We start from the raw sequence: 20147 nt of genomic DNA on the forward strand, positions 1-20147 counted from the left end.
AGTAATATTCTCATATTTATTGTCACTTAAAAAGTCGATTTTAAAGTTAGAATCTATCATCTTTTTCCATTTAATTTATGAATAACATTATAAAAAATTCTAGATAACAGGTCCATCCCATCGTAATCGGTTACGTAATTCATTAGGAACCAAATCAAATAACATTTTGATATGCTTTACATTGCCATCATACAATATACTTATTTTTGAACTACATTTCTCAGTATATGTTTTAGCTTGAAAATTTAAAAATGAAATATCACTTTCATCAAAATCTTGATTAAGTATTTTTTTAGGTAAATTATGAATTAACTGTAATTCATAATAACAAGATTTATCTTTTGCTTTTGCTATCATTCCTCTAGATTGAATATTTCTTAATTGAGGTAAAATCCAATACATCATATCTATATATATTTCATTTTTATTCATTAACAATCAATCCATTAGTATGTAGATAATATAAATAATTACGAATTTAATCCCGAATAATTAAATTTCACAACTAATACAACGCGTAAATGCTTCTTTTTTGAGGCACCTAAAACCTCATTACTACAATTGCTTTTTAATGTAATAATTGCACTATCAGGTATTCCCTTACCGCCCCAATGATCCATACATAAGATGTTATTTGTGATTTACACTCAATATCAAAGCTAATTTTTTATAATCTCAACAAATCACCTGAAAAATAAACTGGTGTAGGAGTTATAAAACTTTCGTTATAAGAGCTAATTATATGTCCTAGATATTCATTAAAATTCTTATCTAACGCTCTTACCTTATCTTCATTTTCATCATAATGATAAACTAAGTTAGGCTGATCTGAGTACGTTAACAGAAAATAATATTGAGTTTCTGATTCTATTGAAATAAAAAATGGCTTTTGCTCTAACATATCCCACAACTCCAGATTATATAACTCCTCTCTTAAGCCGTATTGGAATAGAACATGCCCTCGTATAAACCATTCTTTGTAAAAAATGAGAGGATCATCCCCAAAAAAACCACCACTACAACGCCCAATACAATTCAAAAAATCATAAAGTTGATCAGTTACTTTAATATCATAAAGACGTTCAATTTTTTTTATCTCATCATCTGCATATCCAGATACAAATTTGCTATCAATTGATATATTTTTGCAATAAGAATTTAATAGTTTAATTAAAATATCTTTATTCATGGTCTTATACCTGTTGTTCCATGATATATGGTTAAATTAAATGTTGGATTTAGCCTAGAAAAAATTAAGCTTGATTCATTACATCCTACACACATACCCGGATTACTACTAGAATTATTTTGTATTGAAATAGTAATATCAATATCTTTATTACTATAATGCTTATTAATATAACTAAATATTTTTTTCTCTGCATGATTGAAATTGCTTCTTGAAGAGGAAATAATAGTACTTTCGATACTATTATCGTCTTTAGAAATAATTTTATAACTTATTCCATTGATATTTAATGATGTTGGAGTTTTTCCTTTCCATGCATTCCCACTAACAGCTAAGAAATATACTTTTTCTTTATTTTCTATAATAGATGCAATAGCTACTGTTGCAGGACTTTTATCATTTTGATTTTTAGCTTTTAAGTGAATAGATATTTTATCTCTAATATTATTAACATCTAATGCAGGCTCATCAAGTTTACTTAAATCAAATACTCGATAATTGGTTAACACAGGTTTTCCAGCTATAGTTGCATTTCGTAGCTCTTGCGCTGTATATCTAAGAACCTCTTTAGCACCTTTAGCATCAACCTTAGCAACTTCATTAAACGTAGTAACAAGTTCTTCCGCCTGATGAAGCACATTTTTTATTTCATGCGCATTTTTGGAGGCAATATAAAATGAACCTGTAGTTGCGGCAGGTGCCGCTACCGTTGCTTCTGCTCCAACAACGTTATATAGGTGAACAGAGGTATTATTAAAACAAATCAAAGGTGCTTCTTTGCAAGTACTAATTATCGTTTTAACTGTTGCTAATGATTGAGGAGCAACGGCAATTACATATGTTCCTACATAAAGAACTGAATAACCAAGAGCACCAACTGTTAATGAAAAAGTTAATGCTTCTTTTCGTGCATCAACTCTTTTTTGTGCCTCTTTATCACCTCGCATTGCGAGATATAAATCTTCACCTGCTTCTATATCAGATGGGCTTATATAATGTGTTTCGTCATTAAATCGATAAACAGTCTCCGCACTATTGGCTCCACTATATGCACCTTCTGGTTTATTAGTGGCTAGAGCACCTGCTAGCCCACCAATAAATCTAACAATCTGGGGATTAAATTCAGAATTACTTTTAAGAAATTTATTAAATTCATATAGTTGTTTATTTGATTCGCTTTCAAATTGAGGCTCAAATAATTTACTTTGTAGCGATATCGCCGCTATCTCTGCCGCCAACGCACCAGCAACCGCACCTGTAACACTACCTCCTGCAATTTCTGCACTAACACCTGCTACTACCGAATGACTTAAAACCTTTCCTGCATGACCTAATACAGCGCCATTATCACCAATTAAATTGGCGCCTTCGGCATGAAGCTGACTACCAATATTGCTTAATAGCGCCGTTTTAAAATTATCAATAAAACTGCCACCTTGAATGGCAGTGCCCAATGTTGAACTGACGACTGAATGAGAGGCTACGCGTTGTGCAACTTGATTCCATGTTGCGCTATCGGTCGCAAGTAACTTGCCTGTTGAAGGTAATGTTCCACCTTGGATTGCTTGATCCCACCCCATAAATTGGTCAAGGCCCTGAAGTGCCCCCGCAACCACCATACTCGTCACCACAGACTTGACCGTGTCGCTACGCCCCAGTGATTCAAGTGTTTTAGAGATGTTGCCTTGGTTTTCAGCTAAAGAGACCGCCGCTTGCGAAACTAAAGAGGCAAAACCTGCTTGTGCTGCAACCGATGCCGTTGAAGCCACGCTTGCTGAAGCACCCGCCGCAATGGTTGCTTTACTTGCCATTCCACCAATAGTCGCCGCGGTTGCTGTACCGTAAGTGGCAACTCCCACTGCAATAGCGATAACCGCACCAACAACAGGATTTAATTGTTTTGTTTTATCATCCCAATCAGAATAGGTATCTTTAACTAAATTCCAATTGACGTTTTGATGATGTTGAAGATCTTTAAGCCATGCATATTCTGGAGTGTTACCTAAAACTGTTAATGCTTGTTCTAGTGATTGTCCTTTTTGAGCTTTAATATCAGCAGATATTCCTTTAGGAGCATCAATAGTCAGTTTTCCACCAATATAAAGTGTCGGTAATGCCCAACTCTCTTTTATATATCCCTGATCGCGATGAGTAATATAAATATCTTTTGAATTAGTAATAACTTGCTTAAATGCTGTATTTTTAACTGCTTTAAAATTAACTTTTCCTGTTTTACTGGTTAATTTTGCATTCTTCGCTGTTTCTAGTTTGCTCGCTTCTAAGGTAATATCATCTTTAGCAAATAAATTAATATCGCCATTAGCGATAAACTCGGTAACTTTATTATTTGTATTATGACGTTTTTTCGTGTATTTCTTTTTGGTAGTACATAAAGTCCATCGATTACATTTTTTCTTCTCTTCTTCGTAATAACTCGATTCTTCCATCGCTTGTGCGTAAAGAAATCCACCTTTAGCAGCAATATCTATCTCTTTATTGGCAGTCAATTTTGATGCTTGAAATAAAATACTGCCTTCAGATAATAGAGTTAAATTATTGCCACTATTAATTTCAGTACTAACTTGTTTGTGAATTTCTTCTAACTTAGAGCCCGACTCTTTACGAAAATGTGTTTTTACCGATCCCAATTGAATATTACCACCACTGGATATCGTAATGTCACCATCTGATTTGAATGAGCTTCCTTCTGTTATTAACACACCTGATGACGCAATAGAAATACCTTTATTTCCTATAATAGCCGCTGTGCTATACTGAATGTCTTGAGCATCTTCGTGGGGGTCTTTGATGGCAGAATAAGCATTTGCACCCAGCTTTATATTCCTACCAGCTAATACAATGACTTTATCTTTTGAATTTAATACTGTTGAACTTAAATCAACATCACGCGCTGCATTTAAGATAAGGTTATCGTCTGAAAATAACTTAGATTGTAATTGAGGATAATAAATATCACTAAAGAAAGGATCGGCTTCTTTTATTGATTTTGAGGCAAGGAAAATATCCTGCCCTGCATTAAAGGTTATTCCTTTATCACTATTATATTTTATTCCTTGACTAATAATATCTTTACCAGCCGTAAATGTAATATCACCTCGCGTTTTCCAGCTTTCCGTTTTTGATAATACAGGCTCTTTATTATACAAATGAAAATATGGTAATATCTTAAAAAGTTCTGATTCATTTCTCTGAATTTTTATATCACCATGTGAAATTAAGCTTAAAAAGTTAGCATTATTAATTTCAATATTATTAAAAGTTATACCTTGTCCAGATTGAAATAAAATAGAATCAGAGACATTAATAACCGGTGGAGTTAAAACATCATTTTCATTAAATGCAGAAATGGGATTTAATGTATAATCAATCTTTCCATTCTTAGCAAGAACAACACCGTCTTTTGCTGTTAGATCTACTTGGTTAAGCTCTATATTTTTATTTGAAATTAAGTTTAATGATTTTTTAGATGAGAGATGTGAATCTTTTACAATAATATCTCCACTAGAGATAACAGATAGATCATTGTTTGAATTTATATTTGAAGATATATTAATAGAATTAGAGTTAATCAATATATTATTAGCTAAAATATTATAACCTGAGTGTAACTTGTTTATTGATTTTTTTATTGGTAAATACTTAGATGGGGGATTCGTTTCTATATTAATACTATTTTTAAAATCTAAAACCAAATTACCTTTCGATAATATCGTAGAAAAACTTTTTCTATCAGGTGACCAAGAATAAAACTTATTAAGTAGTTCAAATTTCAACGGCTCCCTTACATAAAGAATATCATAATTACCATCGTCATCCTCTTCATCTACATATACACCGAGATCTTTATATGAAGTCTTATACCTATACCATAAATTTAACTCTCCAGGAATTAAATTTGAAATAACAGCATTACTTCCTGTCAAAATAGTATTTTCATTACTATGTATCACACCTAGGTTATTAACCAATTCATTAGCATTAATGTAAATATTTTTTCCTGAATCAATATGTCCTATAAAATCACTATAATTATATTTATATCTTTCTGTATTAATAATATCTGTACTTGTTAAATCTAGGTAACCAAACCATTTTTCATATGGAAAATTTTCCAACACAGGATAATATGTATTTATAGAAACAACGCCTTGGCTATTTCCCCAATATGATGCAACAAAACTTTTTCTAGCAGTAGAGTTTGCTTCGACATTTAAAAAAGTTGGTAATTCATTTAAAGATGTATTAACTAATTTCTTAGTTCGAATAATCAAATCACCCTTTTCTGTTTTTATCGTGGCTGATTGATTTTCAATTAAAGTACTTGGATCACCCTGCGCATTTCTCTGTATCCATAAATTATCTTTCGCTTGAATAATCGCTTTTTCGCCTTTATTCGTGAGTTTATCTGCGAATAAACGCATATCTTTCTCTGAGATAACTTCACTATTATTAATCAGCGTATTAGTTGCTAAAGTAATATCTCTTTTTGCTTTTAATTTTGCATTACTATTAATTTGTAGTTCTTTACTACTAACATTAATATCTTGATCAGATTGAATATTGCCATTAAAGGTAATTTTTCCATCAACGGTTAAATTCACACTGTTTTGGTTTGTTTTAATATGACTTAAATTAACACCAACACCTTTTTCTGTGCTAACTAGACGTATTTGATTAGCATACATTCCACCTAACGCTTTTGTATCAATAGATAGCGTAGGTTTAACGCCTTCACCATTAATGCTATTTACTGTACCTTTATCAAAATCAATACGGTTATTTCCTTGCATTAAAGAAAGGGTTTTAGCGTTAATTTTTCCATTTAATTCAATACTACGGCTGATAATGTCGGCATAATCCTGAGTTTGGAGATCTATACCTTGCGTACCAATAACAACACCGCCTTTTTTCACTTCTATTGCCGAATAGGCGCCTTGAGGGTTAAAAAGAGGTTTTCCTGTTGTGAGCGTAATTGCTGGGGTATTTATAAACGAACAGCCATCACACGTAATGCCATTTGGATTAGCAATAACAACTTTCGCTTGTTCTCCTGCAACTTCCAGTTTTCCTTGTAATTGTGAGCGCCCATTTCCCACCACTTCATTAATAATTAAATGAGCAGCACTACCTTTTAAATGAGTATTGGCATTCACTTGTTTGGCTAATTGTGTGTTAACAGAAGTTGTCGCATTATTAAGTACAACACCTTGCTTGCTAACATTGAACGAATGAAACTTATTATGAGAAATACCAAGATTATTAGGTGTTGAAATATTAATAATTGGAACAGTATTTTGTTGATTAACTTTAATCGTTTTATCGGATGGCGTAATTGCTAAACTCCAAGCTGGATGTAATGGATAAATAGCAATTACATAAGCTATGCTATAACTTATTAAACGTTGTTTCCAAGAAATATCCTTTTCACACATAAAAACTCCTAACATTTAAATAGAAAGAGAAATGGACCAATAAAAAGACCAGCAATCTGGCTTTAATGATTTGGGATAAAACACAGGTTTATTAATTAAAATTTGAGAAGAAAAAGTGGAATGATAAAAAGAAGCACCTATTGCACTTCCAATTATTTTATTCTTTTCTGTTTCATATTGATCTGAATGGGCGACACCATAATCAAGTGCAAAAATAAAATTCCACTTACTTAAAAATGAAGTTATTGGTAATATATTTATTTCATTGCGCCAATAAAACCCACTATTAGCATTAAAATTTATTTCTTTATATCCACGAACAGCTTTTATTCCATCTATTGCTATTTTTTCCGAACCATAAAGATTATCAGGCGTATATTGACTATGAAATGAAGTAAGATAGGAAAACTGATCAGTGAATAAATATTGATAGCTTAAATTTAAACTTAATTTTCGATAATGACTACGAGGTGAATTGTCAGCAATATAATCAGGTGTCGCACCAAAAAGAGAGATCCCAAACTCAGCAGTTGGATTAATGATTAAATATCCATTATGTAAACTTAAGGTATATTCAGGGCTAAATGATAAAGAAGTCAATGTGGGACTATTTATTAATAATTTTTGTTGTGCTAACTGCGTTTTTGCTTTCTTATGCTTTAACGCTCCCTTTAGTGTTACTCGTTGTTTATTATCTCGATAGACTAAACGACTAGTATCAAATTGCTGATCTTTATTTTTGTTTTTATAAATATATTTGTGATTATTTTGGAAGGAATAAGATGAACTACTATGAGATAACTGGTATTGATAAAACCAATAGCCATAAGGGATATTCATACTTGCAGTATAAGCACGAGAATAGTGAGCATGAGGGAAATCTGTATTTGTTTTTAGTGAAAAAATCCACTGCTCACCCAAGCCAAATAAAGAATCTATTGTTGTCGTGTTAGTAAGTAAGATCTTTCCTGTTGTTTCTGATCCTGAATTATCAATTGTTAATTGATTTTTTAAAGGAAACTTTTTAACTTTTCGATTAATGGTTACAGATGAATATCCCACACTATCGCTTGGTTGAATATCCAAGGTATATTGTGCTGTTGTTAACCGATTAAGCTGTTCTAATCCATGTTCTAAATCTCGTAAATTTAAAACTTTCCCCTTTGAGGAAGGAAAAATAATATCAACTAATCTAGATGAAATACCATTGATAGAAATATTTTTTATTCTGCCTTCAATAATCCTTATTACTAACTTATTATTAGAGAGATCTTGCTCTGGAATAATAGCTTGTGAAGTAACATAACCTTTTTCAATATAATTATTAGTAATTGATTTAGCCACCTCTTGCATATCATTTAATGTTAGACATTGTTGCAGGTACGGTGAAATTACTTTAGATTTCTGTCTATCATCTAATAAAGTATTTCCTGTAAGGTCAACTTTATCAATAAGAAAGCAATTACTATTTACATTTTTATTATTCAAAGAAAAACTATTTTTGCTAACGAGTAAAAATATAAAGAAGAATAAGTTTATTTTTTTAAATTTATGCATATATAAGTCATCCTTAAAGAGATGTTTATATATTTACATAGGAAACGCATTTTAAAGGTTATCATTAAATAGTAGGTGTATAAGACTTTTGGAAAAAAGTTCTTTCAGCAAATATTGACAAGTTTCTATTAACCCTATATTGCTAGATACTTAACTTGCACTTAGCTTACATTAAAAAAATAAGGCTAATAATAATGAAACACTTACAACTCAACAAAACACAATTTCGCTTAAGCGATAAACTCTGTTTACAAATTGACAATTTAGCCATAAATGAAGGTGAAAGTTGGGCATTTGTAGGCAGTAATGGAAGTGGCAAAACCGCCTTAGCAAATGCATTATGCCAAGAAGGTATTTTGCTCTCTGGTGAGTTTATCAGCACATTTTCTCGTCCAATTAGTCTCTCTTTTGAAAAACTGCAAAAAATGATTGAAGAAGAGTGGCGTCGTAATAACACAGATTTATTAAGTGAAGGTGAAGACGATACTGGCTTAACCGTTGCTCAAGTTATTCAAATGCAGGTAAAAGATGATGACAGATGCTTTTTATTAGCAAAGCAATTTGGTGTTGAATACCTTTTATCAAGACGTTTTAAATATCTATCTACAGGTGAATCTCGAAAAATATTGCTTATTCAACTTTTAATGAATAAACCTGATTTAATTATTTTAGATGAGCCTTTTGATGGATTAGATGTTGATTCTCGCCGTGCTTTAAATGAATTGTTAACACTATTACATCAACAAAATCTGACTATCGTACTCATTCTAAATCGTTTTAATGATATTCCTGATTTTATTCAGTATGCAGGTCTACTCATTAATTGCGAATTAGTCGCCAACGGTGAGAAAGAGCAGGTTTTATCTGACTCTGTTATTGGGCAATTATCTCACAGTGAAACTCTTGAAAATCTCACATTACCTGAACAAGATTCGCCTGATGCCATTCCTCAATTATCACCGACACTTTCCCCTATCGTGCTAAAAGATGGAGTAGTGAGCTATAACGATAAACCTGTTCTTCACCATTTAAGCTGGGAGGTAAAACCTCAGCAACATTGGCAGATTTTAGGCCCTAATGGTGCAGGAAAATCGACATTATTAAGTTTAATTACGGGCGATCACCCTCAAGGCTACAGCAATGACTTAACGCTATTTGGTCGTAAAAGAGGAAGTGGTGAAACAGTATGGGAAATTAAACGCCATATTGGTTATGTCAGTAATGCCTTACATCAGAGTTACCGTGTTTCTTCAACGGTAAAAAATGTCATTATTTCAGGTTTCCATGACTCTATTGGCATTTATCAAGCGATTACAGATAAACAGCTAAAACTTGCTAATGAATGGTTAGCGTTAATTGGTTTAACTGCACATGCTAATCATCCATTTCATGCCTTATCTTGGGGTCAGCAACGCTTAGTGTTAATTGTTAGAGCATTAGTTAAACACCCTACCTTACTTATTCTTGATGAGCCATTGCAAGGATTAGACACAACGAACCGGCTCTTAGTACAGCGTTTTATTGATATCATGATAAGCCACAGTAATACGCAACTTTTGTTTGTGAGCCACCATCAAGAAGATGCGCCATCGTGTATTACTCATCGATTGACTTTTATTAAAGAAGGCGAAATTTATCGTTACCAGCAAGAAATTTGTTAAATGTTCATTTTTACTGTCATAATCAGGGCAATGATTTTAGAAATTAACGCTAAACTTAGGTCTGAATTTTTATTTAAATCGACATTTTCTTGCTTATTATTTGAACAATAATAAATAAAGAATGTGTCGTTTTTACAGGCGCTATTTTCGTCTATTTTTTATACAAAACGGATATTTTGTTTTTTTACGCCGATCCCGCTAGATTAATAGCTTGAACGATTAAGCAAAAGGTGTGACAACTGTGCAATAATTCATCGAACAAACGACATTTTTGACTTAATCCCCCTTGTTTTGTCACTTATGTTTGGCGTTCTTGTCGATGATCCATATAATGATTGAAGTGCTAATTTTAAACTTATATTAAGAAAGTAATTATAGGAGTCTAAACTATGGCAGTAACTAAGCTTGTGCTAGTTCGACACGGTGAAAGTGTATGGAACAAAGAAAACCGTTTTACAGGCTGGACTGACGTTGAGCTGTCCGAAAAAGGCCGTAATGAAGCGCAAGAAGCAGGTAAACTGCTGAAAGCTGAAGGTTTCGTTTTTGACTATGCATATACTTCTGTTCTGAAACGCGCAATTCACACCCTGTGGAACATTCTTGATCAAGTTGATCAACAATGGCTGCCAGTTGAAAAATGCTGGAAATTAAACGAACGTCATTACGGTGCTCTGCAAGGCTTAAACAAAGCTGAAACTGCTGAAAAATACGGTGACGAGCAAGTTAAACAATGGCGTCGTGGTTTTGCTATCACTCCACCAGAATTAACTAAAGACGATGAACGTTTCCCAGGTAAAGATCCTCGTTATGCATCTTTAACTGCGGCAGAACTGCCATTAACAGAAAGCCTAGCATTAACTATCGACCGTGTAACACCATACTGGGAAGAAGTTATCAAACCACGTGTTGCTTCTGGTGAGAAAGTTATTATTGCAGCTCACGGTAACTCACTGCGTGCTCTGGTTAAATACCTAGACAACATGAGTGAAGATGAAATTCTTGAGCTGAATATCCCAACAGCAGTACCTTTAGTTTACGAATTTGATGAAAACATGAAACCAATCAAACGTTACTACTTAGGTAATGCTGACGAAATCGCAGCAAAAGCAGCCGCTGTTGCTAACCAAGGTAAAGCCAAGTAATTTTACTGTTATTTTGAGTTATATAAAAAATGCCACTTTTAAAAGTGGCATTTTTATACTTAAATTTAATTATTACGCTTTATTACGACGTGCTACAACTGCATCTGCTAATTGGCGTAACAGCGTTTCGGTGTCATCCCAGCCAATACAGGCATCAGTGATGCTTTTGCCATAAACCAGAGGTTCACCACTTTCTAATGATTGATTACCTTCTTCTAAATGACTTTCAACCATAACACCAATTAATGCTTTTTCGCCTGCGCTAATTTGTTGGCAAATATCGGCACCAACTTCCATTTGTTTCTCAAATTTCTTGCAACTATTGGCGTGGCTGAAGTCAACCATCACATTTTGTGGTAAACCTGCTTTTTTAAGCCCTTCTTTTACCACTGCAACATGTTCAGCGCTGTAATTTGGCTCTTTACCACCACGTAAAATAATATGGCAATCGCCATTACCCGCTGTGCGCACAATGGCTGAATGACCCCATTTAGTGACAGAAAGAAAACAGTGTGGCGATCCTGCGGCATTAATTGCATCAATAGCAACTTTAATAGTTCCATCTGTACCATTTTTAAAACCAACAGGACAAGATAAACCTGAAGATAACTCACGGTGTACCTGAGATTCAGTAGTACGAGCACCAATAGCACCCCAACTCATTAAATCAGCAACGTATTGAGGTGTTATCATATCTAAAAACTCGCCAGCAGTTGGCAAGCCACTATCGTTGATAGTTAATAAAAGATTACGAGCAATACGCAAGCCTTCATTAATATCAAAGGTATGATCCATATGAGGATCATTAATTAAGCCTTTCCAGCCTACTGTTGTGCGTGGTTTTTCAAAATAAACACGCATAACAATTTCAAGTTTATCTTTAAGCTCTTCTCTGATGAGACTTAAACGTTGCGCATACTCCAATGCAGCTTTCGGATCATGAATAGAACAAGGTCCAATTACCACTAATAGACGATCATCTTTTCCAGCGAGGATTTGATGAATAGCTTCACGGGCATGACGAACTGTAAAAGCCGCGTTATCAGTTGCTGGAAACTTTTCCAATAAAGCAACTGGCGGTAAGAGTTCATTAATTTGTGTTATTTTAAGGTCATCATTTTGATAATTCATTCCCGTGTATCCACTCTATGTTATCTAGTCAATGTTATTATTGCTTTTCCAATCTAACCATTCATTTTCTATCTGTAAACACCCTTTCAACCTAAAGCATCTATAGTCACCTTTCTAAAAATTTCAATATAAAGGGAAATAGCGCATTTAAGCGAAATAATGATTCAAAATTGCGGTAAAAATAAGAATAAAGACAACGAATAGTAAGGCTGGAGAAAAAGATAACTCTACCAGCCTTTTTTATTAGGAGAGATAATTATTTTTGCTAGAGCGTTTTGCTGTTTTGATCCACAAACGAGAACCATTGATAGCGATAGCCAGTAAAATGATATATTCAACAGACATTGCATAAACGCCTTGTTTGTAGAATATAACAATACTAATCACATTAATAACTGACCAAACTAGCCAGTTTTCAACTAATTTCCGCGTCATTAAGATCATTGCCACAATGGAAAGAACCGTCATTGTAGAGTCCCAGAATGGGTAAGCATCAGGTTCAAGAACTGGTGTAGCTAAACTTGCACCAAAGACATTTAATATATCAACAGCAACAACAGCTAAATAACCAAATACAGTATCAATATTGAAAGTAAGAGCAGCAATGGCAGCTATCGAAACAACGATTAAGAATAGACGATGACTCGATTTTAACCAACGTATTCTTAGCGTAGCTTGCTCAAAGTCATTCACTCTGCTCCATGCATACCATCCATAAATATTAGCGGCAAAGAAAAATATTTGAAGGAGTAAGCTTGCGTATAGCTGAATTTGGAAAAAAATAATGGCAAACAAAGTGACATTAATAAGTCCAAATAAATAGTTGATAATTTTTTCCTGGCTTGCAAGCCAAATACACAATAAACCAGCGATGGTGCCAACAGCTTCAATCCATGAGAGTGGATATCCACCGTCTCCGAGTGGGATATTGACTAAAATATTATTGATACTAAACCAACTCATCACATCCATTTTACAACCCCGACTTAATCATAGAAAAAACAAAGAAAATATGGGTTATTGCGACATCTTTGCAAAGTAGTAAAGATATATTATAAATTCATATTTATAATGGTACTTAGTTTCTAATATTAAACATTGTGTTTCTGATTTAGAAAAACAACAAACAAATGTTTTATATATTAAACAAAATATTCTAATTTTACTTTTTAAACAATAAAAACGACAAATAACTTTATTACATTTTACTTATTAGAGAGAAATATGGAGCCAACAACACGTTTAATCGATCGCATGCTATCTTTTGCACTCCTTGATCCTAGAATTGAGGCGGTAGTACTAACAGGATCGTTAGGACGCAATAGAAAGATAGACAGTTATTCTGATATTGATATAGAGCTTATCGGTTATGGTGCGACAGAGCTCGCAAAAAACCAACATTGGTTATCACAATTCGGTGATGCTCTTGTCAGCTTACAGTTGGAGTGTGAAGATCCCAAAAGTAAGTTTTGGCCTATTTATTTACATGTTTTAGCTCAAGGTCGCAAAATAGACATTATGATGGCAGAGCCTGAGCGTATTTTTAACATGAAAACTGAAGGGCTTAGCCCAATTTACCAGCGTGGGTATCAAATCTTACTTGATAAAACGAGTTTATGTGACGGGCTTCCTGAAATTGGCACTATAACACCCCCTACGCTTTCAAAAGAGCAAGCATGTAATAATGCTCAAGAATTCTGGTTTGAGGCGACACAAGTCGCTATAGCCATTCTACGCCATGAATTTTGGTCTGCAAATTATCGTATACATGATATGCGTGAATGGCTGATGGCGTTACTTGAACAAGTTGCGTTACACAATGCGCCAACACAAGATGTGTGGTATCAAGGGAAAAACTTAAAAGAATGGCTACCTAAATTTTATTCATTGCGTTCATTGGAAAGTACTCTTGCAATGAGTACCCCCTATGAATCAGCAGCAACACTTTCAATTATGATGGCATTTTTTCTTGATGCATCGAAACGCCTCAATCACCCTATTGATACAGCAATAAAAACGCAAGAATTGGTCAGTGATTGGTTAATCGATAATGAATTTTTGACTGAAAATGAATACAGTCAAATCACGTCATCAATTATTTGTCATTACTGATTTGAATGTCATTTTAGATTAAGGTTAGGTAGTTTTTTCCATTTTGAGAAAACTATCTTCATTGTTTAATAAAGCGATAAATTACACTATCAGAAACAGAAAGCTAAGTGTTTGTTTATTATTTATGGAATGATAGTTTAGGGAATAATAAATATACAGGAAGAGGTTTGAAATGGTGGGTCGTGGGCGATTCGAACGCCCGACCAATTGATTAAAAGTCAACTGCTCTACCGACTGAGCTAACGACCCATTTCAATAAAAACGGATTAGTATTCGAAAATGGTGGGTCGTGGGCGATTCGAACGCCCGACCAATTGATTAAAAGTCAACTGCTCTACCGACTGAGCTAACGACCCTTTTTCGAACTCGCCACATTCTCTGTGGCAACGGCGGGTAATAATACTGATTTAATGTTTTTGTGCAACGTTTTTTTTCAAAAAAAAGTTCAACCGTTGAAAAAACAATCATTTAACCCCGAAAATGCAACATTTACATTACGGGGTCAATAATTAAAGTGTTCCTAGCTGCTTTTGCGCTAATTTAGCGCCAGCGCTATTTGGATATTGCTTAATCACTTGTTGGTAAACAGCTTTAGCATTATCCTTTTGCCCTTTCTCTTGCATGATCAAACCAATTTTATAAAAGGCTTCACTTGCTTTTTGAGATTTTGGATAATTTTTAACAACGATAGCAAACGTGCTTGCAGCCTGATCCTTATTACCCTTTAGATAATACATCTGACCCAACCAAAATTGTGCATTTGATTGATAGCTAGACTTTGGATAGTTATTGATAAAGTTGTTTAATTCAACAATTGCCTTATCGTAATCTTTAGAATTCAATACGATATCAATTGCTGCATTATAATCGGCCTTCTCATCACCTTGCCCTGAGCTAGTTGCAGCAGGAGATGCTGAAGAAGCAGTATTATCAGGTTGAGTGGCTTCTGTTGATGTTGAAGCTCCGCCACCAAGGCTATCTAATTGTTGATAGATATTGCGTTGGCGTTCAACAACTTGATTTAACTGGTATTGATTTTCCTGAATTTGACCACGTAACATATCAATATCACGCTGAGAATCAGCGAGTTGTTGCTGTAATTGGGTCAAAAGCTGGCTGTGAGCATTTGAAAAACGCTCAAGTTGGGCGAGTCGTTCATCGGTCGAACCTGAACCGATATTACTGATTGGCGCTTGGGCAATAGCGGCTACAGGAGCCGCTACGCCAACCAGTAACAACAGACTCATCAAGAAAGGTCTGAAGTTACTGTTGTTCATGCCGTTCTCTTAGTAATCCAGTACTGCACGACGGTTTTTCGCGTAAGCGGCTTCGTCATGACCCAGTACAGCTGGTTTTTCTTTACCGTAAGAAACGATTGACAGTTGATCAGCTGATACGCCTTTACCTTGCAGGTACATTTTCACAGCGTTAGCACGACGTTCGCCCAGAGCGATGTTGTATTCTGGAGTACCGCGTTCGTCAGCATGACCTTCTACAGTGATACGTACTGATGGATTTGCACGCAGGAATGCTGCGTGTGCATCTAACAGGTTAGCGTAGTCTGAGTTAATGTCATATTTGTCGAAACCGAAGTAAACGATGTTTTGCTGTTTCAGTTGTTCTAATTGCTGACGTGCTAATTCTTCAGCAGTAGGACCTTGTTCAACAACTGGTACATTGTTTGTATCAGCTTGTTCGTCGTTTTTGTTTGAGCTACATGCTGCAACAGCAACGAGTGGTAATGCTAACATCAACCCTTTAAACACTTTGTTTAATTGCATCTCTATTTGTTCCTTTATTTGTTTGCCATACATAATTTTTATGCATCACATAAACGGTGACCAGGCAGGTGCTTTAACCTGACCATCAGTCGCCGGAAGACGCGCTTTGAAACGTCCATCAGTCGATACTAGCTGCAAAATGGTGCCTAAGCCTTGTGTAGAGCTATAAATAACCATTGTGCCGTTAGGCGCGATGCTTGGCGTTTCATCCAGAAACGTATCTGTTAGATATTGTACGGAATTCGTTTCCAGATCCTGCTTAGCGATATGTTGCCTACCGCTTTCAGAACTCACCATAACTAAGAAACTACCATCTGGGCTTACTGCTGGGTTCTGGTTTTGTTTACCTTCCCAAGTAATGCGCTCTGGTGTTCCACCGTTAATATTAACCTTATAAATCTGAGGATTTCCACCTTGATCTGAAGTATAGACCAAAGTTTGTCCATCTGGCATCCAAGTTGGCTCGGTATTATTACTTCTACCATTGGTTACCTGTGTCATATTCCCACTCGCTAAATCCATAACATACAGATTTAAGCTACCGCTCTTAGAAAGAGCAAATGCAAGTTTAGAACCATCAGGTGAAAATGAAGGTGCACCATTATGTCTTGGGAATGATGCAATTTGGCGAATTTCACCTGTTGCTAATGTTTGTACCACTAAAGCAGATTGACCACTTTCAAAGGTCACATATGCAAGTTTAGCACCATCTGGCGACCATGCTGGTGACATTAATGGCTGTGATGAACGATAAACACGATCTTGGTTAAATCCATCATAATCTGAAACGCGCAATTCATAAGGATATGCGCCACCATTTGTCACAACAACATAAGCAATACGTGTACGGAATGCACCACGAATACCAGTCAGTTTTTCAAAAACTTCATCACTAGCAGTATGTGCAGAGTAACGTAACCATTTCGATGGCACTTTAAACTCACTTTGAGATAAAACTGCACCCGGTGAGCCTGCAACATCCACTAACTGATAGCTAACTAAATATTGACCATCCGCTGATGGTTGCACACGTCCCACAACAACAGAATCAATGCCTAATGCAGTCCAAAGTGCAGGCTGGACTTCAGAAGCAGTAACCGGTTGTTGAGGTATACGAGATACATCAATCGGATTGAATTTTCCGCTATTACGTAAATCAGCTGCAATGATGCCAGCAACATCTTCTGGCATTTGACCAGTACCTTCCCATTTAAAAGGAACGACACCGATAGGGCGTGCAGTATTCACCCCTTGTGTAATTTCAATTCGGACCTCAGCGTTAGCCAGAGTGGTTACGCATAATATTAAAAGTCCGAAAATAACATTTAATGCCTGCTTCATCATGTCTCCCTTTTATTATTGCGGTTATTACGCAATAACGCACAGAATAGTAACAAACGCTTTTCAACAACACCATACAACGCATCAATAACATTCTAAAATAGCTATAAATTAGTGTATGTTTTCCTACAATCAGACAGTTTTATGGTTTAAACTCAATTACTGATGATTTTACTTGTTCATAAACATCTTTCGGTGGCTTAGGTAATTTAGCGGTATTCGCTGCTCTTAATGCCACTTGACATAAAGAAGGATCCCCCCCTACAACCTTCGCACTGATTAGCAAGCCATCAGGTGCAATACTGACTTTTAGTTCACAAGTTCGCCCTTTATACAACTCAGGGTCAATAAACTTCTGCTCAATAGCCGTTTTCACTTGTCCAATATAAGTAGCAACACCTGCATTATTAGCACCAGTGCGATTTCCACCGCCTTGCCCCGCTGCTGAAGCACCACTTTGTTTACTACCATCAGCCATTAAGCCATCAAGTAAACTATCTACCGCTTTACTTTGCTGTTGTGCTGCGGCTTTTGCTTTAGCCTCTGCAGCAGCTTTGGCTTTTGCCTCTGCGGCTGCTTTTGCTTTAGCATCTGCTTCAGCTTTCGCTTTTGCATCGGCCTCTGCTTTGGCTTTAGCATCAGCCTCGGCTTTAGCTTTTGCCTCTTCCGCTTTTTGTTTCGCTGCTAACTCAGCTTGTTTTTTTGCTTCGGCTTCAGCTTGTTGTTTAGCATCCGCTTGTTCTTTTAAGATGCGATCACGCTCTGCTTTCGCTTGCGCAGCTGCTTCTTCTGCAACTTTTTGTTCTTCTTTTGCTTTCGCAGCGGCTAATGCAGCTTCACGTTTTTGAGCTTCTGCCGCCTCTTTCGCTTGTAAACGTTCAACTTCTAACGTTTTCAAACGTTCTTGTTCTTTCATTTGCTGCTGACGCAACTCTTCTTCTTGTTGCTCTGCACGCTCTTTACGCACTTGCTCGGCTTTTTGGACGTTAGCTTGTTGCGCTTTCTGCTGATTATACTGTTGTACCACAGCATTAGGATCGACCATAATAGCATCAATAACTTGCCCGTCTTCTCCACCGCCACCACCTAAATCCCATTTCTGAGTTAATGACCCCCAGATAAGCAATGCGATAACGAGTAAATGCAAGGCGGTAGACAAGATAACTGAACCGCTCAATTTACTTCGGATTGGTTTCGTCTTCTTTCCCACGCTATCATCCAAACTTATTTCAACCTAATTACATAGGTTGAGTCATTAAACCTACAGATTTAACACCTGCTTGACGTAACATGTTGAGCGCTTTAATTATCTCATCATAAGGAACATCTTTAGCACCGCCAATAAGAAATACAACTTTCGGATTTTTTTCCAATTGTCGTTTGGCTTCAGCCATAATCTGTTCTTGTGGTAATAATTCTAATACTTCCTGATCAACACGAATGTTGTATTGCCCAACACCTGCAACTTCGACAATCACAGGAGGGTTATCGCTACTTGAAACAGTTTGTGTCTCTGTTGCTTCAGGAAGATCAACCTCAACACTTTGCGAGATAATAGGTGCTGTTGCCATAAAAATAAGTAACAGTACCAATAATACGTCTAGCAAAGGAACAATGTTAATCTCTGATTTTACGCCTCGGCGGCTACTGCGACCCCGTGCCATCAGCTCTCTCCTTCTGCGTTAACTATTTCTTTTCTGCGGAGGCAAAAGCTTGGCGATGTAAAATCGTCAGGAACTCTTCCATAAAGTTATCGTAACTTTGTTCCAGTTTATTTACACGTTGCGTAAACCGGTTATAAGCCATAACTGCGGGGATTGCCGCAAATAAACCGATAGCTGTTGCAATCAGAGCTTCAGCAATGCCGGGTGCGACCATTTGTAATGTTGCTTGTTTAACACTACCTAATGCAATAAATGCGTGCATGATCCCCCAGACTGTACCGAACAGACCAATATATGGGCTGATAGAACCGACAGTACCAAGGAAAGGAATATGATTTTCTAAAGATTCTAATTCACGATTGAAAGAGACACGCATTGCCCTTGATGCACCATTAACAACCGCATCAGGAGCATGAACGCTTGCTTGATGCAAACGTGCAAATTCTTTAAAGCCAGAATGAAAAATCTGCTCTGAGCCAGATAACTCATCACGACGAGCTTGGCTATCTTTATATAAACGTGCCAAATCAGTACCTGACCAGAATTTATCTTCAAAATCTGCAGCTTCACGATCGGCGGCATTCAAAACTTTAGTTCGCTGAATAATAATCGCCCAAGATGCAATAGAAAATCCGATTAAAAGCAACATGATCAACTTGACTAAAAGCCCTGCTTTTAGGAAGAGATCGATAACATTCATGTCAGCCACTACTTAAACTCCGCGATAATGGACTTAGGAAGCGCTACTGGCTTCATTTTTGATGAATCTACGCAGACAACGAGCACTTCTGCGCTACACAATACACAACCATCTTCATTAATAATCTTTTGAGAAAATGTCATTGAAGCACCACGCAATGTGGTAATTTCACTTTCTATTTGCAAAAGATTATCAAGTCGAGCTGGCGCAATATATTCTATTGATAATTTACGTACAACAAATACAACATGATCATACTCCCGTAAATCATGCTGATGAAAACCTTTTTCTCTGAGTAGTTCAGTTCTAGCACGTTCAAAATACTTCAGATAACTGGCATGATAAACAACACCACCGGCATCAGTATCTTCATAATAAACACGAACAGGCCAAAGAAACTGCATATTACCTCCCTT

At 35.9% G+C, this 20147-nt stretch carries 16 protein-coding genes and 2 tRNA genes; 3 read left to right on the top strand and 15 right to left on the bottom strand.

All coding sequences use genetic code 11. The features are described 5' to 3' along the window. Window positions 1-99: 99 nt before the first annotated feature. From GWJ01_RS14250 to GWJ01_RS14265, 4 genes are all read right to left on the bottom strand, one after another. A complete protein-coding gene (locus GWJ01_RS14250; protein ID WP_161711230.1) occupies window positions 100-432 on the bottom strand; it encodes a zinc ABC transporter substrate-binding protein in 333 nt (110 codons plus the stop codon). Window positions 433-667: 235 nt separating this feature from the next. Then, complete coding sequence (locus GWJ01_RS14255; RefSeq protein WP_161711231.1) at window positions 668-1189, bottom strand: SMI1/KNR4 family protein; 522 nt, start codon at window positions 1187-1189, stop codon at window positions 668-670. Beyond that, on the bottom strand, window positions 1186-6642 hold the full coding sequence (locus tag GWJ01_RS14260; protein ID WP_161711232.1) for a DUF637 domain-containing protein: 5457 nt from the start codon (window positions 6640-6642) through the stop codon (window positions 1186-1188). Before GWJ01_RS14260 ends, GWJ01_RS14255 begins: the two co-directional genes overlap by 4 nt. 15 nt (window positions 6643-6657) lie before the next feature. Continuing rightward, window positions 6658-8199 carry a ShlB/FhaC/HecB family hemolysin secretion/activation protein gene (locus GWJ01_RS14265; RefSeq protein WP_161711233.1) on the bottom strand — a complete coding sequence of 514 codons (1542 nt, stop codon included), beginning with the start codon at window positions 8197-8199 and terminating at the stop codon, window positions 6658-6660. Window positions 8200-8393: 194 nt separating this feature from the next. Here GWJ01_RS14265 and modF point away from each other — a divergent pair, with 194 nt between their 5' ends. Together modF and gpmA are read left to right on the top strand one after the other, a co-directional pair. Continuing rightward, window positions 8394-9860: a molybdate ABC transporter ATP-binding protein ModF gene (gene modF / locus GWJ01_RS14270; protein WP_161711234.1), complete on the top strand. Its 1467-nt coding sequence runs from the start codon at window positions 8394-8396 to the stop codon at window positions 9858-9860. 389 nt (window positions 9861-10249) lie between these two features. Beyond that, entirely contained in the window at window positions 10250-11002 is a 753-nt protein-coding gene (gene gpmA / locus GWJ01_RS14275; RefSeq protein ID WP_036938379.1) for a 2,3-diphosphoglycerate-dependent phosphoglycerate mutase, read from the top strand. Between the two features lie 72 nt (window positions 11003-11074). On the opposite strand, the gene aroG is transcribed toward gpmA, so the two are convergent. Then, a complete protein-coding gene (gene aroG / locus GWJ01_RS14280; RefSeq protein WP_109393458.1) occupies window positions 11075-12133 on the bottom strand; it encodes a 3-deoxy-7-phosphoheptulonate synthase AroG in 1059 nt (352 codons plus the stop codon). A gap of 243 nt (window positions 12134-12376) precedes the next feature. Further along, window positions 12377-13105 (bottom strand): nicotinamide riboside transporter PnuC, encoded by a 729-nt coding sequence (gene pnuC / locus GWJ01_RS14285; protein ID WP_109393457.1) that lies wholly within the window; start codon window positions 13103-13105, stop codon window positions 12377-12379. Between the two features lie 252 nt (window positions 13106-13357). On the opposite strand from pnuC, the gene GWJ01_RS14290 reads away from it, so the two are divergent. Beyond that, window positions 13358-14245: an aminoglycoside 6-adenylyltransferase gene (locus tag GWJ01_RS14290; RefSeq protein WP_109393456.1), complete on the top strand. Its 888-nt coding sequence runs from the start codon at window positions 13358-13360 to the stop codon at window positions 14243-14245. 173 nt (window positions 14246-14418) lie between these two features. Here GWJ01_RS14290 and GWJ01_RS14295 read toward each other — a convergent pair. The 9 genes from GWJ01_RS14295 to ybgC all read right to left on the bottom strand — a co-directional run bounded on the left by GWJ01_RS14295 (window position 14419) and on the right by ybgC (window position 20135). Then, a tRNA-Lys gene (locus GWJ01_RS14295) sits at window positions 14419-14494 on the bottom strand. Between the two features lie 31 nt (window positions 14495-14525). Continuing rightward, window positions 14526-14601 (bottom strand) — tRNA-Lys (locus tag GWJ01_RS14300). 153 nt (window positions 14602-14754) lie between these two features. Beyond that, the gene (gene ybgF / locus GWJ01_RS14305) at window positions 14755-15492 is read right to left on the bottom strand and encodes a tol-pal system protein YbgF (RefSeq protein WP_193528599.1); all 738 of its coding nucleotides are present in this window, start codon (window positions 15490-15492) and stop codon (window positions 14755-14757) included. 39 nt (window positions 15493-15531) lie between these two features. Then, entirely contained in the window at window positions 15532-16026 is a 495-nt protein-coding gene (gene pal, locus GWJ01_RS14310) for a peptidoglycan-associated lipoprotein Pal (RefSeq protein WP_109393454.1), read from the bottom strand. A 45-nt stretch (window positions 16027-16071) separates the two neighbouring features. After that, window positions 16072-17367, bottom strand: coding sequence for a Tol-Pal system beta propeller repeat protein TolB (gene tolB / locus GWJ01_RS14315; RefSeq protein WP_075672728.1), 1296 nt, complete (start codon window positions 17365-17367; stop codon window positions 16072-16074). 142 nt (window positions 17368-17509) lie between these two features. Beyond that, entirely contained in the window at window positions 17510-18577 is a 1068-nt protein-coding gene (gene tolA, locus GWJ01_RS14320; protein WP_109402236.1) for a cell envelope integrity protein TolA, read from the bottom strand. A gap of 28 nt (window positions 18578-18605) precedes the next feature. Further along, window positions 18606-19031, bottom strand: coding sequence for a colicin uptake protein TolR (tolR, locus tag GWJ01_RS14325; RefSeq protein ID WP_023581195.1), 426 nt, complete (start codon window positions 19029-19031; stop codon window positions 18606-18608). 22 nt (window positions 19032-19053) lie between these two features. After that, window positions 19054-19740, bottom strand: a complete 687-nt coding sequence (gene tolQ, locus GWJ01_RS14330; RefSeq protein WP_075672726.1) for a Tol-Pal system protein TolQ — start codon at window positions 19738-19740, stop codon at window positions 19054-19056. After that, window positions 19740-20135, bottom strand: coding sequence for a tol-pal system-associated acyl-CoA thioesterase (ybgC, locus tag GWJ01_RS14335; RefSeq protein ID WP_069370103.1), 396 nt, complete (start codon window positions 20133-20135; stop codon window positions 19740-19742). The genes tolQ and ybgC overlap by 1 nt, the downstream gene beginning before the upstream one ends. Window positions 20136-20147: the final 12 nt, after the last annotated feature.

Origin of the sequence: Proteus sp. G2618, assembly GCF_009915995.1 — a bacterium.
In the GTDB taxonomy this organism is placed as follows: Bacteria; Pseudomonadota; Gammaproteobacteria; order Enterobacterales; family Enterobacteriaceae; genus Proteus; species Proteus terrae.